Origin of the sequence: Rhizobium sp. YS-1r, assembly GCF_000757525.1 — a bacterium.
Classification (GTDB): domain Bacteria; phylum Pseudomonadota; class Alphaproteobacteria; order Rhizobiales; family Rhizobiaceae; genus Neorhizobium; species Neorhizobium petrolearium.
This window is the reverse complement of record NZ_JPYQ01000001.1, coordinates 148,969-165,625: the sequence shown is the minus strand read 5'-3', so window position 1 is coordinate 165,625 and position 16,657 is coordinate 148,969. Positions and strand designations below refer to the sequence as shown.

Annotated in this window: 14 protein-coding genes; 2 read left to right on the top strand and 12 right to left on the bottom strand. The window is 62.6% G+C overall.

The annotated features are described in order from the left end of the window. Positions 1-89 precede the first annotated feature (89 nt). Positions 90-872, bottom strand: a complete 783-nt coding sequence (locus JL39_RS00760; protein WP_037145264.1) for a DUF1194 domain-containing protein — start codon at positions 870-872, stop codon at positions 90-92. Between the two features lie 83 nt (positions 873-955). Further along, positions 956-1,153, bottom strand: a complete 198-nt coding sequence (locus tag JL39_RS00755; RefSeq protein WP_037145974.1) for a hypothetical protein — start codon at positions 1,151-1,153, stop codon at positions 956-958. Positions 1,154-1,547: 394 nt separating this feature from the next. Here JL39_RS00755 and JL39_RS00750 point away from each other — a divergent pair, with 394 nt between their 5' ends. Next, positions 1,548-1,946 (top strand): GFA family protein, encoded by a 399-nt coding sequence (locus tag JL39_RS00750; protein ID WP_152600999.1) that lies wholly within the window; start codon positions 1,548-1,550, stop codon positions 1,944-1,946. Between the two features lie 3 nt (positions 1,947-1,949). Here the strand turns inward: JL39_RS00750 and JL39_RS00745 are convergent, their stop codons facing one another. The 5 genes from JL39_RS00745 to JL39_RS00725 are packed head-to-tail and all read right to left on the bottom strand — an operon-like array spanning position 1,950 to position 8,404. After that, positions 1,950-2,735, bottom strand: coding sequence for a carnitinyl-CoA dehydratase (locus JL39_RS00745; RefSeq protein ID WP_037145261.1), 786 nt, complete (start codon positions 2,733-2,735; stop codon positions 1,950-1,952). After that, the gene (locus tag JL39_RS00740; protein WP_037145259.1) at positions 2,732-4,789 is read right to left on the bottom strand and encodes an acetate--CoA ligase family protein; all 2,058 of its coding nucleotides are present in this window, start codon (positions 4,787-4,789) and stop codon (positions 2,732-2,734) included. The genes JL39_RS00745 and JL39_RS00740 overlap by 4 nt, the downstream gene beginning before the upstream one ends. Positions 4,790-4,791: 2 nt before the next feature. After that, complete coding sequence (locus tag JL39_RS00735) at positions 4,792-5,952, bottom strand: acyl-CoA dehydrogenase family protein (protein WP_037145256.1); 1,161 nt, start codon at positions 5,950-5,952, stop codon at positions 4,792-4,794. Positions 5,953-6,006: 54 nt separating this feature from the next. Next, complete coding sequence (locus JL39_RS00730) at positions 6,007-7,497, bottom strand: carnitine 3-dehydrogenase (protein ID WP_037145253.1); 1,491 nt, start codon at positions 7,495-7,497, stop codon at positions 6,007-6,009. A 4-nt stretch (positions 7,498-7,501) separates the two neighbouring features. After that, entirely contained in the window at positions 7,502-8,404 is a 903-nt protein-coding gene (locus JL39_RS00725) for a 3-keto-5-aminohexanoate cleavage protein (RefSeq protein WP_037145250.1), read from the bottom strand. On the opposite strand from JL39_RS00725, the gene JL39_RS00720 reads away from it, so the two are divergent. After that, a complete protein-coding gene (locus tag JL39_RS00720) occupies positions 8,373-9,479 on the top strand; it encodes a GlxA family transcriptional regulator (protein ID WP_200883898.1) in 1,107 nt (368 codons plus the stop codon). The genes JL39_RS00725 and JL39_RS00720 overlap by 32 nt on opposite strands. Here JL39_RS00720 and JL39_RS00715 read toward each other — a convergent pair. The 5 genes from JL39_RS00715 to JL39_RS00695 all read right to left on the bottom strand — a co-directional run bounded on the left by JL39_RS00715 (position 9,472) and on the right by JL39_RS00695 (position 16,652). Next, complete coding sequence (locus tag JL39_RS00715) at positions 9,472-10,674, bottom strand: acyl-CoA dehydrogenase family protein (RefSeq protein WP_037145247.1); 1,203 nt, start codon at positions 10,672-10,674, stop codon at positions 9,472-9,474. The genes JL39_RS00720 and JL39_RS00715 overlap by 8 nt on opposite strands. A gap of 10 nt (positions 10,675-10,684) precedes the next feature. Further along, positions 10,685-11,839: an acyl-CoA dehydrogenase gene (locus JL39_RS00710; RefSeq protein ID WP_037145244.1), complete on the bottom strand. Its 1,155-nt coding sequence runs from the start codon at positions 11,837-11,839 to the stop codon at positions 10,685-10,687. A 160-nt stretch (positions 11,840-11,999) separates the two neighbouring features. Further along, positions 12,000-12,842 (bottom strand): p-hydroxycinnamoyl CoA hydratase/lyase, encoded by an 843-nt coding sequence (locus JL39_RS00705; protein ID WP_037145241.1) that lies wholly within the window; start codon positions 12,840-12,842, stop codon positions 12,000-12,002. 29 nt (positions 12,843-12,871) lie between these two features. Continuing rightward, entirely contained in the window at positions 12,872-14,314 is a 1,443-nt protein-coding gene (locus tag JL39_RS00700) for an NAD-dependent succinate-semialdehyde dehydrogenase (RefSeq protein ID WP_037145238.1), read from the bottom strand. 217 nt (positions 14,315-14,531) lie between these two features. Continuing rightward, a complete protein-coding gene (locus JL39_RS00695; RefSeq protein WP_052182564.1) occupies positions 14,532-16,652 on the bottom strand; it encodes an acetate--CoA ligase family protein in 2,121 nt (706 codons plus the stop codon). Between the last annotated feature and the right edge of the window lie 5 nt (positions 16,653-16,657).

The window sequence follows — 16,657 nt, the reverse complement described above, 5'->3', positions numbered from 1 at the left end:
GCAGGCCTGCCGAAATGTTCCCGCTCGGCCATCGAACCGGGAGGGCAAGTCCGATCTGATCAGGGTAATGTGAGAGCTTGCGGAATGACTCAGCGGTCGAAGAGATCCTGCCACTGCCTTTCCCCCACCAGGCAGTCAGTCGCCGGTTGGGTGCCGGCGGTCTTCTGCACGGTTGCAGGCGGCGTAAGGCTGCTGATCTCCATGACCAGTTTGCGGCGCACGGCGACCGCGAAATCTTCGATCTTGTGAACCGGCAGCACGAAAGAGCCGGGACCACCGATCACGCAATCGGCGTAGTATTTGTCGAGCCCGCCCTGCGCTCCCGAAGGGCGCAGCATGATCGCCAAGCCATTGACGATGAGGCCGGCCTCCACCGCCTTGTCGCGGGCCGGCACAACGGGATTGCCGGCATTGTTCGGACCGTCGCCGGAAACATCGATGACCTGCCGCGTGCCGCTATAGGAGTTGGCGACGAGCATCGTGGCACCTTGTACGATCGCCGCGGAAATCGAAGTTCGGCGCTGGGAATTGATCGGCCGTGCCTCCAGCTTGTTGGCGAAATCGATCGCGTCCTGCTCGTTCTCGATCACCTGCCAGTCAATGACGGAATCGGGCACCACGTCGCCTGCCCATTCGAAATAGCTGATGGCGATCTTCCCGATGAGCCCGGTCTTCACCGCGTCGATGAATTCCCTGTGCTTGAGCGCCGCGACATAACCCTCGCGCTGGATGCGGACCTCCTCGTAGTCCATGGAACGGGACGTATCGACTGCGAGAACCAGCTCGACATCCACCTCGCCGCCTCCCGCCTGCGCGATCATCGGGCCGGCTGCGGCAGAGAGGCCCATCAGCATCGCGAGTGTTGTAAGCATAGGCGATCCAATCACTGCGTCTCGTCGTGATGAAACTGTAACACAGGTTGGTTCGAGGGCGACTCCCGGCCGCAGGCCGCCCTTCAACTTTCAGTGATTGGATTATTCCCCGCTCGCGTCACCGCTGCCTTCGCCCCTCGCGTCAACGCTTCGACGAGGCAATCCATGATTGCCTGGCGCAGCGCATAGGTATTGGCGTTGGTCCGTTTATAGTCCAGGCACTGAGCCGCCTCCACCAGGCTCATTCCCTGGTGGACAACGATCTGATGGGCGCGGTTCATCGCCCAGTGCTCGATCGAGTGACTCTCTTCAATGGCATGACTTTGTTCGCTCAAAGCAGCCTCGCCGGAAGGTTAGCAGTATTGCCGCGAATCAATTCACAATTGAAAGGTTAACGCAGCAGTCCACATTCGTGAATCCTGTCCTTCTTAATTTCTTGAGTAGAAGAGAAGAATTTATCGAGCCGCTTCGATCCCTATGATTTTTTGGGATTACAATTGCCGAGCGGGCCGGAAGGTGACGACCGACGAAGACGAGGCAATCCTCCAACACACCGCCCGCGGAGGTGGCTTCGCGCTTCTTCGTGCCGGGTCGGATCGACCCTATGGAACATAACGAACTGTGCTATATCGGCTGGTATCTGGACGAGATCAGCCATGTATGAGGTCCTCTCTTATGAAAAGACTATCGGGCAAGTGTTTTTGCGGCGTGGTGGAATATGCGGTGGAGGACGCTTTCGTTTACGCGGCCAACTGCCACTGTTCGGATTGCCGCCGCACCACCGGCTCGGCCTTCAAGCCATTCGCGGGCATTCCGCGGGAAAAACTCACCCTGGTGAAAGGCTCTGATGGTCTGTTGATTTATGGCAACGCCGAAAACCACGATGCCCATTGCGGCACCTGCGGCTCGCTGCTCTATTCGCTGGTGCGTGAGGCCAGATGGGTGCATGTCGCGATGGGCACGCTTGTCGATGCCCCCGCCATCCGCCCGACACACCATATCTTCGTCGGTTCGAAGGCGCCCTGGCACGAAATCACCGACGATCTGCCGCAATATGAAGGGCACAAACTTTAGCGGCTACTTTCCCTTCCAGACCGGGTCGCGCTTTTCGGCGAAGGCCCGGGCGCCTTCCAGCTGGTCCTCGCTGGAATAGAGGACATCGACAGTCCTCAGCTGACGACGGGTGATGCGGTTCATCGTTGTCTGGAACTTCTCGCCTTCCGCCTCGCGCACCACTTCCTTGATCGCCGCGTAGACGAGCGGAGGGCCGCTTTCCAGCAGCCGCGCCAGCTCCCAGGCGCGCGCCATCAGCTTGTCGGCCGGCAGGATTTCATTGACGAAGCCCCAGCGATGCGCCTCCTCAACATCGAGCCAGCGGCCGGTGAGCAACATGTCCATGGCGATATGATAGGGAATGCGCTTCGGCAGCTTGATCGAGGCGGCATCGGCCACCGTGCCGGAACGGATTTCCGGCAGCGCGAAGGTAGCATGTTCGGCGGCGAGGATGAGGTCTGTCGCGAGCGCGATCTCCAGTCCTCCGCCGCAGCAGATACCGTTGACGGCGCAGATGATCGGCTTGTTGAGGTCCCGCAGTTCCTGCATGCCGCCGAACCCGCCGACGCCATAGTCGCCATCCACCGCGTCACCGGCGGCCGCAGCTTTCAGGTCCCAGCCTGGGCAGAAGAACTTTTCGCCGGCGCCGGTAATGATCGCAACGCGCAACGCCTCGTCATCGCGAAAATCGCGGAAGATTTCGCCCATGATCCGCGAAGTCTTCAAGTCGATGGCATTCGCCTTCGGCCGGTTGATGGTGACTTCGAGAATGCCGCCCTCGCGATGGGTCCTGATGGGTTGGTCGGTCATGCTATTCTCCTCCGCACCAGCGCATCCACGGCAACGACGCCCTCGCCTTCCGACAGCACCATGACCGGATTGATGTCCAACTCTTCGACGTCCGCCGCATTGGCAACCAGATAGGCTGCGACGGCGGCGACCGCCTGTTCCAGCGCGGCGATATCGCCCTTCGGCCCGCCACGATAGCCGTCAAGCAACGTCTTTATCTTGAGGCCGGATATGGCCGCGGAAATGGCCTCCGGTGACGTGGGCAAGGTGATAAGCGCGGAATCATCCAGCAGTTCGACCAGAATACCACCCGCCCCGACAGTCAGGACCGGGCCCGCAATGGGATCGCGCATCGCGCCGATGATGATCTCCGCCACCGGCTTGGCGGCCATCTTCTCGACCAGATAGCCGTTCGCGACACCCGCCATGGCGTGGGCAGCAGCGACCACCTCTTCGCGGTTTCCGAGGGTAAGCCTCACCGCGCCGGCCTCTGTCTTGTGGGCAACGCCACGACCCTTGAGCGCCACCGGAAAACCGAGCCTTTCGGCCGCATGCCCCGCCTCTTGCGGATCCATGACCACGAGCCCGTGCGGAACGGTCAAGCCGAAGGCGGAAAGCTCACGCTTCGCCTCGTCCTCGTTGAGCGTGACCGTCTCGCCCGCTCCGGCGGGAACCTTGAGCAGGGGCACAGGCGCGGGCTGCCTCCACGCCGCACCGATAAACGCAGCGGTCTCCGCCGCGGCCAGCGCCTCCTCGATGCCGAAGAACGGTACGACGCGGTCATGCCTCAGCCGTTCGGCCACGGCTTCCGGAAGGTTCTCGCCCATGCTGGCGACGACGCCGGCATTCGCCCCGGTTGCGGTCCGCGCCGCCACCACCGCGTTGACGGTTGTCAACCAGTCGGTCGCATCGCAGCGATCAAGCCGCGGGATGTCCAGCACCACGAGGTTCATCGCATAGCCACCCTGCATCATCGCGGTAAAGGCGGCCGTCTGCTTCTCCTGATTGCCCCAGACGAAGGTGTGGTAGTCGAGCGGATTGGCGAGCGCCACCATCAGCCCGAGCGTCTCGCGGAGCGGTTCGAGTTGCTCATTTCGGAGTGGCCGATAGGAAATCCTTCGCTTCATGCCGGCATCGGCCATCAGTGAGGCCTCGCCGCCCGAACAGCTCATCGAGGAAATGTCGGCGCTTTCCAGTGGTCCGTAAAGATGCAGGAGCTTCAACGTTTCCAGGAGTTCCGGCAGCGTCTGAACCCGGCCGATGCCGAGCCGTTGCAGCAGCGCAGAGGAGACGCGGTCATTGCCGGCGAGCGAAGCGGTGTGGGAGACGGCGGCGAGGCGCGCAGCCTCCGATCTGCCGACCTTCAGCATGGCGACCGGCTTCTTCAGCTCCCGCGACAGGCCGGCCAGCCGCTCCAGCGTTTCGAGACTGTCGAAGCCTTCCACATGCAGGCCGATGGCGGTGACGCGCGGGTCCTTGATGACAGTGCAGGCGAGTTCGGCAAGCCCTGTTTGCGCCTGGTTGCCGGCAGTCATCAGATAGGCAAGCGGCAATCCCCGCTGTTGCATGGAAATGTTGCAGGCGATGTTGGACGACTGGGTGAGCACCGCCACCCCTTGCTCGACCCTGAGCATGCCGTGCTGATCCGGCCAGAGGAGCGCCCCGTCCAGCATGTTGATGAAACCGTAGCAGTTCGGCCCAAGGATCGGCATGTCGCCGGCCGCCTCGACCAGCGCCTTCTGCAGGTCATCGCCATCGGCAAGCTCGCTTGCCGCCTCGCGGAAGCCGGACGCGTAACAGATTGCGCCGCCTGCGCCGCGGGCGGAAAGGTCGCGGACGATCTCTATGGTGAGTTGCCTGTTGACGCCGACAAAGGCCGCTTCCGGGGCGGCGGGCAGATCGGCCACCGATCGATAGCATCTGCGACCGAGGATTTCGTCACTCCTCGGGTGGACGGGCCAGATTTCGCCCGCAAAACCCATCTTGTGGCATTGCTCGATGACCCGCCGGGCCTCCTTGCCTCCGAACACGGCAATGGTTTTCGGTCGGGTTAGGCGGTCGAGGGAGCGGGTCATTCTCAAGCCCCTAGCGGCCGCAGAAGCTCGCGGCTGATGATGTGCCGCTGGATTTCCGACGTGCCGTCCCAGATGCGTTCGACACGGGCGTCACGCCAGAAGCGGGCAAGCGGCAGATCGTCCATCAGCCCCATGCCGCCAAAGATTTGGACCGCCTCGTCGGTGACCCGTGCCAGCATTTCCGTGGCAAACAATTTTGCCGAGGCAATTTCGCGATTTGACGGCAGGCCTTGGTCGAGCCGCCAGGCGGCCGAGAGTGTCAGGAGGTCAGCGGCGTCGATCTCGGTAATCATGTCGGCGAGCTTGAAGGAGACGCCCTGGTTGGCGCCGATCGGCCTGCCGAACTGTTTGCGCCCGGCAGCCTGGTTAAGCGCATAGTCGAAGGCTCGCCGCGCCCGGCCGACGCAGGTGGCGGCGACCGTCAACCGCGTGCCGTAGAGCCATTGGTTGGCGATGTCGAAGCCTTTGTGCACGTCGCCGAGGACCTGGGTCGGCGGCAATCGGCATTCGTCGAAGGTGAGGATGCAGTTCCGGTAGCCGCGATGCGAGACGGAACTGTAACCTTCGCGGATTTCGAAACCCGGCGTGTCGCGATCGACGAGGAAACAGGTGATGAGCTTCTTCGGTCCATGCGGGGTTTCCTCTTCACCGGTCGCGACGAAGACAATGACGAAATCAGCGATATCCGCATGCGAAATGAAGTGTTTCGTACCGTTGACGATCCAGTCGTCGCCGTCCCGTCGGGCGAAACATTTCATGCCGCGCATGTCCGAACCGGCATCCGGCTCCGTGATGGCAAGTGCATCGAACTTGTCGCCGCGCACGGCCGGCAGAAGATATTTTTCGCGCTGGTCTCCCTCGCAGGCCATGAGGATGCCGGAAGGCCGGCCGAAGAAGACTGTGAGCGCCATGGAGCCACGGCCGAGCTCCCGTTCGACCAGCGTGAACGACGTGTGGTCGAGACCGGCGCCACCCACCTCCTCCGGAAAATTGCAGCCGAAGAAGCCGATCTCCCGGCATTTTCGCGCGATTTCCCGACCGAGTTCGGGCGGCACGAAGCCGGTGCGCTCCACCTCGTTCTCATGCGGATAGATTTCCGTCTCGACGAAATCGCGGACGGTCTTGACGATCATCTCCTGTTCGCCGGTCAGTCCGAAATGCATGGGGTTTCTCCCTTTATTGATGGGGAGCGTAGCCGCCCCCCTTCTGCCCATGATCTACCTCTTCTGCCCCACCGAACGCCCGACGCCTTCCGGAATAGGTAATTTCGCATGCGCCTCGGCGATCGGCTTCAACTTCGCCAACACGTCGAAGGGCGCGGCAACCGATTTCCCGGCCTTCGAATCCACGTGCAGCATCAGTTGCTCGGCAGTGGCGAGCGCCTCGTTGGTCTCGGCATTGTAGATGGTCGTGAAGAACCGGAGGCGCTTGTCGTCGCTGGAGAGCACCTGCAGCGTCGAGTAAAGCTTCTGGCCGAGTTTTGCCTCACCAAGATGTCGGATATGCGTCTCGACCGTATAATAGCTGTGCCCGGCCTCGACATAGGCGAAATCGACCCCGATCAGCCGGAGTAGCATATCCGCCGTATCGGCGAAGACCTGCAGATAGCGGTACTCGGTCATATGGCCGTTGTAGTCCACCCAGGCGGCGCCGACCTTGGTGTCGAGCAGCCGGAGCGGAGCGGAAAAATCCGGTTCCTTCTTCGCTCCACCCCCCTGCGCCCAGAGATGTTTTTCGAACTCGGCAAGGATCTTGCCCGCCCCCCAGCCCTGTCCGCCGTCGCCGGCTTTCAGCGCCTGCATGATGCCGACGAGGTTTTCGTCGCGGATGCGTTCCAGCTCCCGGATGCCGCGGGCGCCGGACTGCGCATCCGATTGGGCAGCGATCTTGTCGATGAGCGCATCGTCGAGATCGACGACATCTGTGAGCTTCGTCCAGGGCCAGGAAAGGCAGGGGCCGAACTGCGCCAGGAAATGCCGCATGCCGGCCTCGCCGCCGGCGATGCGGTAGGTCTCGAACAGGCCCATCTGCGCCCAGCGCATGCCGAAGGAATAGCGGATCACGTCGTCCAGCGTTTCCGTGTCGCAGATGTCGTCATGGATCAGCCACAGGCCTTCGCGCCATACGGCCTCCAGCAGGCGGTCGCCGACGAAGGCCTCGATCTCCTTTTTGAGGATGACGCCTTTCATGCCGATCGGCGCGAGCTTTTCCTGCGCCGCCTTCAGCGTTTCCGGGGAGGTCTTCTGGCCGCCGACCAGTTCGGCAAGAGGCAGGAGATAAACGGGATTATAGGGATGGGCGACGAAGAAGCGCTCGGGATGTTTCATGTCCCGCTGCAGGTCGGTCGGCATCAGGCCGGAGGTGGAGGAGCCTATCAAGGCTTTCGGATCGGTGGCCGCATCAATCTGGGTGATGACGTTCCGCTTCAGCTCCAGCCGTTCCGGCACGCTTTCCTGAATCCAGTCGGCGCCCTCAACTGCTTCCTCGATGGACTTGCAGAAGGTGATTTTTCCCCTGGGCGGAAGCGGCGCCATGGTGAGCATGGCATAGGCGCGCGCTGCATTGCCCAGCACTTCGCCGACGATGCGTTCCGCTTCCGGATGCGGGTCGTACATGTCCACATCAATGCCGGCAAGGACGAAACGGGCCGCCCAGGCTCCGCCGATGACACCGCCGCCGATGCAGGCTGCTTTTTGGATGCTGCTCATGGGATCACCGCTTCATCAGCTTCAACTTCTCACGCACCTGCGCCGGCCCGATCACCTTCGCGCCCATGCCCTCGATCACGCAGGCGGCCTTTTCGACGAGCTGGGCATTGGTCGCCAACTGCCCCTTACCGACATAGAGATTGTCCTCCAGCCCGACGCGGACATTGCCGCCGGCAAGCACCGCCGCGGCCGGATAGGCGAGCGCGCTGCGGCCGATCGAGAAGGCGGAGAAGGTCCAGCTCTTCGGCACGTTGTTGACCATGGCCATGAAGGTATTGAGATCATCCGGCGCGCCCCAGGGAATGCCCATGCAGAGCTGGATCAGCACAGGGTCCTCGATCAGGCCTTCCTCGACAAGCTGCTTGGCGAACCAGAGATGGCCGGTATCGAAGGCCTCGATCTCCGGCCGTACGCCGAGTGCCGTCATCTGCCGTGCCATCTCGCGCAGCATGGAAGGGGTATTGGTCATCACGTAGTCGCCGAGCGAAAAGTTCATCGTGCCGCAATCGAGCGTGCAGATTTCCGGCAGGCATTCGGCGACGTGCGCGACGCGCTCGGTGGCGCCGGCCATGTCCGTGCCATTCGGATTGACCGGGAACGGTGCCTCGACATTGCCGAACACGAGGTCGCCGCCCATGCCGGCCGTAAGGTTGAGCACGACATCGACATCCGCCGAACGGATGCGGTCGGTGACTTCCTTGTAGAGCGCCCTGTTGCGGGCGGCGGCCCCCGTCTCCGGGTTGCGGACGTGGCAATGGACCACGGCGGCGCCGGCCTTGGCGGCGTCGATCGCCGAATCGGCGATCTGTTTCGGCGTGACCGGCACGTGGCTGGACTTCCCCACGGTATCGCCCGCGCCGGTGACGGCACAGGTGATGAAGACCTCGCGATTCATCTCGAGCGGCATGTTCCTCTCCTTGTTCGTTTTCACCATTACGAACCGGAAGAGAGGAGAATGCTTTTCATTTTCGGCGCCATTCTATACATTAGCGGAAGCGGAGGGCGATGATTGCGTGGCTGACGTTTTCTCGCGGGAGCAGCATTTCGACATTCTGGTGCTGCCGGAGATCAACCTTATTCTCGCGGCATCCGTGATCGAGCCCCTGCGCGCCGCAAACCGCATCGCCGGCCGGGAGCTTTACCGCTGGACGCTCTTTTCACCAGAGGGACAGCCGATCAATACGAAGGCGGGCATTCCCATTCCCGTCAGCAGAGCCTTCCGGCCCGGGCGGGAAAGCGATCCGCTCTTTGTTCTCGCCAGCTATAACTGGAAGCGGCATGCCACCCGTGAGCTGAAATTTCAGCTTTCCCAGACGGCGCGACACCGCACGCTGATCGCCGGCATCGAGGCCGGGTCGTTCATCCTCGCCGAGACCAGCCTTCTCGACGGTTTCTCCGCCACCACCCATTGGGAGGATTTCGAGGATTTTTCGACCGCCTATCCGCAGGTGAACATGATCCGCGAACGCTTCGTCATCGACGGCAAGCGCATCACCACCGGCGGTTCGCTGCCGACGCTTGATCTGATGCTGGAACTGATCCGCCGCGCACATGGCTATTCACTGGCGCTGGAAGTCTCGCGGCTCTTCATCTACGAGCAGGAGCGCATCCGTGGCGACCTGTTGCAGGTGCCGGCGATCGGCAATATGCGGATCGTCGACACCCGCGTTCAGACGGCAGTGAAGCTGATGGAGGAAACGGTGGAGGCACCGTTATCACTGGCTCGGCTGGCCAAACGCGCGGGCATCAGTGCCCGGCACCTGCAGGACCTTTTTCGCGACATCATGGGCGTTGCGCCACGCGAGCACTATCTCGCGCTTCGCCTCAACGCAGCCCGACGGAAGGTGATCGAGACGCGGGCGACCTTCGCGGATATCGCCGCAGCCACGGGCTTCAACTCTGCCTCCGCCTTCTCGCGCAGCTACCGCGCGCATTATCGGGAAAGCCCGAGCGACACGCGAAGGCGGTTGAAGGCTACCTGAGCAACGTCTTCGCGATGATCTCCAGCTGGATTTCATTGCTACCGCCGAAGATGCTCTGGGAGCGGGAGTTGAAATAGACGGCAGAGGCGACTTTGCGCTCTTCGTCAATCTCGCTCTCTTCCGGCAGTTCGTGCAGCGGCCGGTGTTCTTCCCAGCGCAATGCATCCGGGCCGAGGATCGAGGCGGCGAGTTCGGCGATCGACTGGCGGATGCGGCTGCGCTCGATCTTCATTGTCGACGACGGCACCGACCCCGGATTGCCGCCGGCCTGCACCTTGGACATGGCGGCCAGCTCCAGCATGTCGTTGGCGTCGACATCGGTGGCGATCTCGGTGAAGCGGGCCGCAAACAGCGGATCGTCGATCATTTTTCGTCCATCCGGCAGCGGTTCGCAAGCGAGTCGGTGGAGGCGTGTCAGCATCGCCCGCAGCACGCCGCCGGCGAAGGCCCCACCCCGCTCGAATTCCAGCAGGTATTTGGCGATGTCCCAGCCCTCGCCTTCCTCGCCGATCCGGTCGGAAACCGGCACTTTCACGTCATCGAAGAAGACCTGATTGAATTCATGCGTGCCGCAGATCGAGCGGATCGGCCGGATGGTGACGCCCGGCGATTTGAGGTCGATCAGGATGAAGGTGATGCCTTCCTGCTTCTTCCCGGTGTCGGCAGTACGCACCAGTGCGAACATGCGGGTGGCATGATGCGCCAGTGTGGACCAGATCTTCGATCCGTTGACGACATAGTGGTCGTCGTTCAGCATCGCCTTTGTCTTCAGCGATGCAAGGTCGGAGCCGGAGCCGGGTTCGGAATATCCCTGCGCCCAGACATCTTCGCCGTTCAGGATGCGCGGCAGGTAGAAGGCTTTCTGTTCGTCGGTGCCGTAGCGCATCAGGACAGGCGCGATCATCTTGATCGAGGCGCCGCGGAAATGCGGCTCGCCGGCCCGCTCGCATTCCTGATCGAAAATATAGCGTTCGGCGAGCGTCCAGCCGGTGCCACCGTATTGTTTCGGCCACGAGGGGGCGACCCAGCCCTGTTCGTTGAGCTTCGCCTGCCACTGCAGGCCTATATTCGGATCCGCGAGAAAACTTGGATTCAGCCGTTCGGCGCGTTTCAGATCGTCGTCAAGATGGGCTTCGAGAAACGCCCGCACCGCGTCGCGGAAACGGACCTCTTCTTCTGTCATCAACAGATCCATGACGTCCTCCTCAGGCCGGTTCGCGCAGTAGGCTGCCGGAAAGCACGGCGGGATCGCGGATGATCTCGCCATAGCGCTTCAGGTGGTCGGCAGTGGTGCCGAACGTGTTTTCGATCGCATAGAGCCTTCGGAACCAGGCGCCGATCGGCATTTCCTCGGAAAATCCCATGGCGCCGTGCAACTGGATCGCCTCCTGGGCAACGACGCGGGAAACCTTGCCGATCTTGGCCCTGGCCCCGGAAACGCCGCGGATGCGCATTGAACGCAGCGCATCAACGGAAAGCGTGGCGAGCAATGCCGAACCACGGGCTTCCTGGCATTTCACGGCCATCTCGGCCATGCGGTGCTGCAGCGCCTGGAAGGCGGCGAGCGGCTTGCCAAACTGCACGCGTTCCTTGGTGTAGGAAACAGTGGCATCGAGCAGCGCATCCATGATGCCGACCGCTTCGGAAGCGAGCGTGGCATTGGCGCGGTCATAAGCCGCTTCGATTTCGACGAGCGTGTTGTCGCCGTCGAGGAGAGCGGAGGCTGGCAGAGGGACATTATATAAAGAGAGATCGCAGGCGCGGCTGCCATCGACGAGCTTTGCTGTCTTGTGTGTGAGGCCTGCGGCATCGGCCGGGACGAGGAAGAGGCGGATATCTCCGTCGAGCTTTGCCGAGACGAGGAAGATGTCCGCTGCGGCTCCGCCAAGTACCAGCGGCTTTCCGCCGGAGAGCGCATAGCCGTCGCCGGTCCTCACGGCGGTCGCGGAAATATTGCCAAGGTCGAAACCGGTCTGCTTTTCCGCATGTGCGAGCGCCGGACGCGACGTGCCCGCGATCAGGCCGTCGAGGATTTCTGCCTTCTGGCTTTCCGTGCCGAGTTTTTCAATGAGACTTCCGGCAAGGATGACTGAGGCGAGGTAGGGCTCGACGACTAGCGCCCGGCCGATCGCTTCCATGATCAGCGAGATTTCGACCGCGCCGCCGCCAAGTCCGCCGTTTTCCTCGGAAAAGGGCAGCGCCAGCCAGCCGAGATCGGCCATCTCCGCCCAGATACCGGCGTCGAAGCCGTCATCGGAGGCGACGATTTTTGCCCGTTTATCGAAGTCGTAGCGCTCCTTCAGGAAGCGATCGGCGCTTTCCTTCAAGAGGAGCTGCTCGTCCGAATAATTCAGGTCCATGGTGATGTCTCTTGTTCGAGTGTGGTGGCTTGGCCAAGGCGCCCATCTCCCCTCGAGGGGAGGTCATCGCGAAGCGATGGGTAGGGGTGAAAGAGATCACCTCACACGATCATCCCCCCGGCGCTGCGTGCCGACCCTCCCCCTCAAGGGGAGGCAACCTTCACTCCTCCCGCTTGTAGGCTCCATGCCCCGGGCGATAGGTCTTCGTATCCAGGAACTGCGACAGCCCCTTCTCCCGTCCCTTTTCGGGATCGACAAACGTCGTCTGGTCGGCTTTGGCGGTCAAATATTCCGCCGACTCTTCCCAGGTCATCTCACGCACATATTTATAGGCCATTCGTGCCTGACGGAGCACGGTCGGGTTCTTTTCGAGAAGCACGCGGGCGATTTCGACGGTGCGTTCGCGAAGCTTGTCGGCCGGCACCGCCTCGTTCACCAGGCCGAGCTGTTCGGCCATCTTGCCGCCAAACTTCTCGCCGGTCATCACGTAGTACATGGCCTTGCGATCGTTCATCAGGGTCGAGATCGCCTTGGACACGACGCCGCCGGGGATGACGCCCCAGTTGATTTCCGAAAGGCCGAAAACCGCATCTTCCGAAGCAATGGCGAGGTCGCAGCAGATCAGCGGCGTGAAGGCGCCGCCAAAGCACCAGCCGTTGACCATGGCAATCGTCGGCTTGGCGTAGTGCATCAGGAGGCGCCATTGCCAGGCGCGGGTGGAACGGTAGGCGCGCATGCGCCTGACGTCCGAGACGCCGTCGGTGGCGCGGAAGAAGTCTTTCAGGTCCATGCCGGCGGAGAAGGCTTCGCCTTCGCCGGTGAGGATGATGACGCCGGCGCGGTCGTCGATTTCGAGTTCATCGAGCACGCGGATCATGTCTTCCGCCAGGCCGACGCTCATGGCGTTGCGCTTGTCCGGGCGGTTCAGCTTCACCCAGGCAATGCCGTCCTCGAATTCGACCTTGACGTTTTCGCCGCCGATATCGCTTGCTTCAATGGCCATGATTAGTGCTCCTAAAACGCTCTTTCGCCTTACGATTGGCTGGTGAATTTGGTGACGAGGTAGGCTTCCATGCCTTCCGAACCGCCCTCGGAGCCGTAGCCGCTCTGCTTGACGCCGCCGAAGGGGGTTTCGGTCATGGAAATCGCATTGTTGTTGATGCCGACCATACCAGCCTCGATTGCGTCGCTGACCATGGTCGCGGTCTTGGCCGACTGGGTAAAGGCGTAGGAGGCAAGCCCGTAAGGCAGGCGGTTCGCCTGTTCGATCGCCTCCTCGAAAGTGGAGAAACGGGCGGTGACCGCGACCGGGCCGAACGGCTCTTCATTCATGATGATCGCGTCCTGCGGCACGTCGGCAAGCACCGTCGGCTGGAAGAAATAGCCGCGATTGCTGCCGCGTTCGCCGCCGGTGGCGATCCTTGCGCCGCGGCTGACAGCATCGGCCACCATGCGCTCCATGGCCGGCACGCGGCGGTTGTTGGCGAGTGGCCCCATCTGGTTTTCCGGATCGAGGCCGTCGCCGACCTTCAGCGCCGCAGCCGCCTTGGCGAAACCGTCGACAAACTTGTCGTGGACGCTGTCATGTACGTAGAAGCGGGTCGGCGAGATGCAGACCTGACCGGCATTGCGGTATTTAGCATGCACCATGACGCGGATGGCGTGGTCGATATCCGCATCCTCGAAGATCAGCACCGGTGCATGGCCGCCGAGTTCCATCGTGGCGCGTTTGACGCCTGCCTGCGCAGCGAGGACGGCAAGCTGCTTGCCGACATTGGTGGAGCCGGTAAACGTGATCTTGCGGATGCCGTCGGAGGCGATCAGGTGTTCGGAGACTTCGGCCGGCTTGCCGTGCACGACATTCAGCACGCCGTTCGGCAGGCCCGCATCCTGGAGTGCGCGGGCGATTTCAAGCACCGTCGAGGGCGTTTCCTCGGAAGGCTTGATGACCATGGTGCAGCCGGTCGCGAGTGCTGCGGAAATTTTTCGCGCCGGGATGACGCCCGGAAAGTTCCAGGGCGTGAAGCCGGCGACCGGGCCGACCGGCTCCTTGGTGACGAACCAGCGGGCGCCCGGCAGGCGGGAAGGAATGACGCGGCCATAGGTGCGGCGGCCCTCGTCCGCCGTCCAGTCGAGAATGTCGGCGGAGATGTGGATTTCCGGAATGGATTCGGAAAGCGGCTTGCCCTGATCGAGCGTCATGCGCCGGCCGAGTTCGGCGGCACGCTCGCGCAGGATATCTGCCGCCTTGCGGATGATCCTGGCGCGGTCGTAGGCCGTCGTGATGCGCCAGGTCCTGAAGGCGCGGGAGGCCGCTGCGACGGCGCGATCCAGGTCTTCCGCCGTCGCATGCGGCAGCGCCGCGACCGGCTCGCCCGTCGCGGGATTGATGACGTCCTCGGTGACGCGGCCGTCCGCGCCAATCCATTCGCCATCGATGAAGAGCTTCAGTTCGCCATAGTATTGAATCTGCATCACGGTTTCCTCCCTCGGGACGGCTTTGAAATGTCGGAAGCGAGGACCTGAGCCCTCGCTCTTTTTCCCGGAGGTCCGCAACCTCTCCATCGTCATGCTCGGGCCTGTCCCGAGCCTCTGCCCAGATCAGACGTGGATAGATCCTCTGGACAAGCCCGAGGATGACGTCAGAAACCGACGGCGCCTCTCCAAAAAATCGCAGCGAAAGCTGAGGCTCTCAGCGCATCACGAATAGCGCGTCGAGCGCGAGAACCCCGTCCCCCTCGCCATAGACAACCAGCGGGTTGATATCGACTTCGACGATCTCCGGTGTCGAACGCATCAGAGCGCCGAGCTTAACCACCACGTCGGCGATAGCCTCCACATCGCGGGCCGGTTGACCACGGAAGGGGCCAAGCAGTTTTGCCGCCTTCAGCTTGTGGATTTCGGCAATCGCCCGTTCGCGGCTGATATCGGCCGGCAGAAGACGGGCATCCGCCAGCGCCTCGATCCAGACGCCGCCCAAGCCCACGAGAACCGTCGGACCCCATTGGTCGCGCTTGGCGCCGACCACCATTTCGAGGCCCTGCCGCGCCATGCCTTCGATCAGCACGCCGTCAAGCGTCAGGCCCGGCTTATGGCTGGCGATACTGGCATACATCTTCTCATGCGCGGCACGCACCGCCGCCTCGTCGGCGAGGTTGACGACGACACCGCCGACATCGCTCTTGTGGGCAAGCTCCGCCGCCTGTGCCTTCATGACGACCGGATAGCCGATCCCGGCGGCGATCTTCACCGCCTCATCGGCATTTTTCGCCAGAGCGCCCTTAGGCGTCTGGATGCCAAGGTCGGAAAGGATGCGCTTGCCCTCATATTCGACCACCAGGCCGGAGGCCGGAACGTCCTTCAGCCGCTTACCTTCCGGTGCACGGTCCTTCGTGGCGGCGAGCGCGGCGGCATAGTTCATGACCACGGCCATGGCCCGCATGGCGCGTTCAGGCGAGCGGAAGAACGGAATGCCGCTGTCGCGCACCGCCTTCATGAAACTCGGGTCGAGCGGATAGTCGTCGCCGATGATGTTGAGGATGACCGGCTTTTCGGCGGTCGCAGCAACCGGAATGATCGCGTCCGACTTCTTGATCTGCATCGGCGGCGAACCACCCGCATGCGACAGGAAGACGATGCCGACATTCGGGTCCTTCAGCATGGCGGCCGTCGACGTGCCGAAAATGCCGGGATTGGCAAAACCGGTCGTGCCGATGTCGAACGGGTTATCGACATGCACATAGGGCGGCACGAGCGAGGTAAGTTCCGCATGAACCTCTTCCGAAAGCGTCGCAATCGGCAGGCCGACCCGTTCGCAGAAATCGAAGCAGAGGCCGCGGATTGCGCCGGAATTGGTCACGATACCGGCCTGGCCGGCAGGCGGCAGGGGATAGCGGGCAAGGATCGCGGTCACGTCGAACAGTTCGTCGGTCGTTTCGACCAGCGCGACCGCCTCGTTGCGGATGGCCGTCTGCATGGTGGCGTGGTCGCCGGCAAGAGCGCCGGTATGCGATTGAGCCGCCGCCTTGCCGCGCTCGCTGGAGCCCGGATGCAGCATGACAATCGGCTTGCCGAGTTCGCGGGCGCGGCGAGCGACAGCCAGGAATTTTTGCGGGTTCTTCACCTGCTCGACATAGACCGCGACAGCCGCGTTATCCTTGTCCTCGATCAGCCATGCAATCAGGTCTTCGGCGGCGAGCACCGCCTCGTTGCCTGTAGCGATCACATAGGAGACCGCAATCTCGCGGGAGTGCATGGCGAAACGGATGTTGGCGGCCGTGGCGCCGCTCTGGGCGACGATCGCTACGCGCGAACGCTCGCCGACGCCGCGTAGATCGACCGGCTCGAAGGTGAGCGGAATGCCGTCGACATAGTTCGTATAGCCCATGCAGTTGGGCCCGAGCATGGCGATGCCCGCCTTGCGGCAGATCTCGGCAAGCTCGTCCTGCTGTTTACGGCCCTCCTCGCCCGCTTCTGCGAAGCCCGACGAATAGACGATGACGCTCGCCACTTCCCGCTCGATGCAGGCAAGAACCGATTCCCTGATCGCCGCCTGCGGCACGATGAGGATGACCACGTCGACGCCTTTCGGCAGGTCGCCGATCGTCTTAACGCAGGGCCGGCCGTTGATCTCGTCGCGCGAGCGGCTGACGAGATGCAGGTCGCCCGAATATTTGAAGAGTTCGAGGTTCGCCAGCACGCCGCCGCCGATCGAGGCGGGATCGGGCGACGCGCCCACGATCGCGATGGACCGTGGGCGCAAGAGACGATCGAGGTCGAACGTCTTGGGAGAGGTGGTCGTGATATCGGACATGGTCG

Coding starts and splice junctions, on each gene's coding strand:
- JL39_RS00760 (WP_037145264.1), bottom strand. CDS start 872: ATGCTTACAACACTCGCGATGCTGATGGGCCTCTCTGCCGCAGCCGGC.
- JL39_RS00755 (WP_037145974.1), bottom strand. CDS start 1,153: ATGAACCGCGCCCATCAGATCGTTGTCCACCAGGGAATGAGCCTGGTG.
- JL39_RS00750 (WP_152600999.1), top strand. CDS start 1,548: ATGAAAAGACTATCGGGCAAGTGTTTTTGCGGCGTGGTGGAATATGCG.
- JL39_RS00745 (WP_037145261.1), bottom strand. CDS start 2,735: ATGACCGACCAACCCATCAGGACCCATCGCGAGGGCGGCATTCTCGAA.
- JL39_RS00740 (WP_037145259.1), bottom strand. CDS start 4,789: ATGACCCGCTCCCTCGACCGCCTAACCCGACCGAAAACCATTGCCGTG.
- JL39_RS00735 (WP_037145256.1), bottom strand. CDS start 5,952: ATGCATTTCGGACTGACCGGCGAACAGGAGATGATCGTCAAGACCGTC.
- JL39_RS00730 (WP_037145253.1), bottom strand. CDS start 7,497: ATGAGCAGCATCCAAAAAGCAGCCTGCATCGGCGGCGGTGTCATCGGC.
- JL39_RS00720 (WP_200883898.1), top strand. CDS start 8,373: ATGAAGACCTCGCGATTCATCTCGAGCGGCATGTTCCTCTCCTTGTTC.
- JL39_RS00725 (WP_037145250.1), bottom strand. CDS start 8,404: ATGCCGCTCGAGATGAATCGCGAGGTCTTCATCACCTGTGCCGTCACC.
- JL39_RS00715 (WP_037145247.1), bottom strand. CDS start 10,674: ATGGATCTGTTGATGACAGAAGAAGAGGTCCGTTTCCGCGACGCGGTG.
- JL39_RS00710 (WP_037145244.1), bottom strand. CDS start 11,839: ATGGACCTGAATTATTCGGACGAGCAGCTCCTCTTGAAGGAAAGCGCC.
- JL39_RS00705 (WP_037145241.1), bottom strand. CDS start 12,842: ATGGCCATTGAAGCAAGCGATATCGGCGGCGAAAACGTCAAGGTCGAA.
- JL39_RS00700 (WP_037145238.1), bottom strand. CDS start 14,314: ATGCAGATTCAATACTATGGCGAACTGAAGCTCTTCATCGATGGCGAA.
- JL39_RS00695 (WP_052182564.1), bottom strand. CDS start 16,652: ATGTCCGATATCACGACCACCTCTCCCAAGACGTTCGACCTCGATCGT.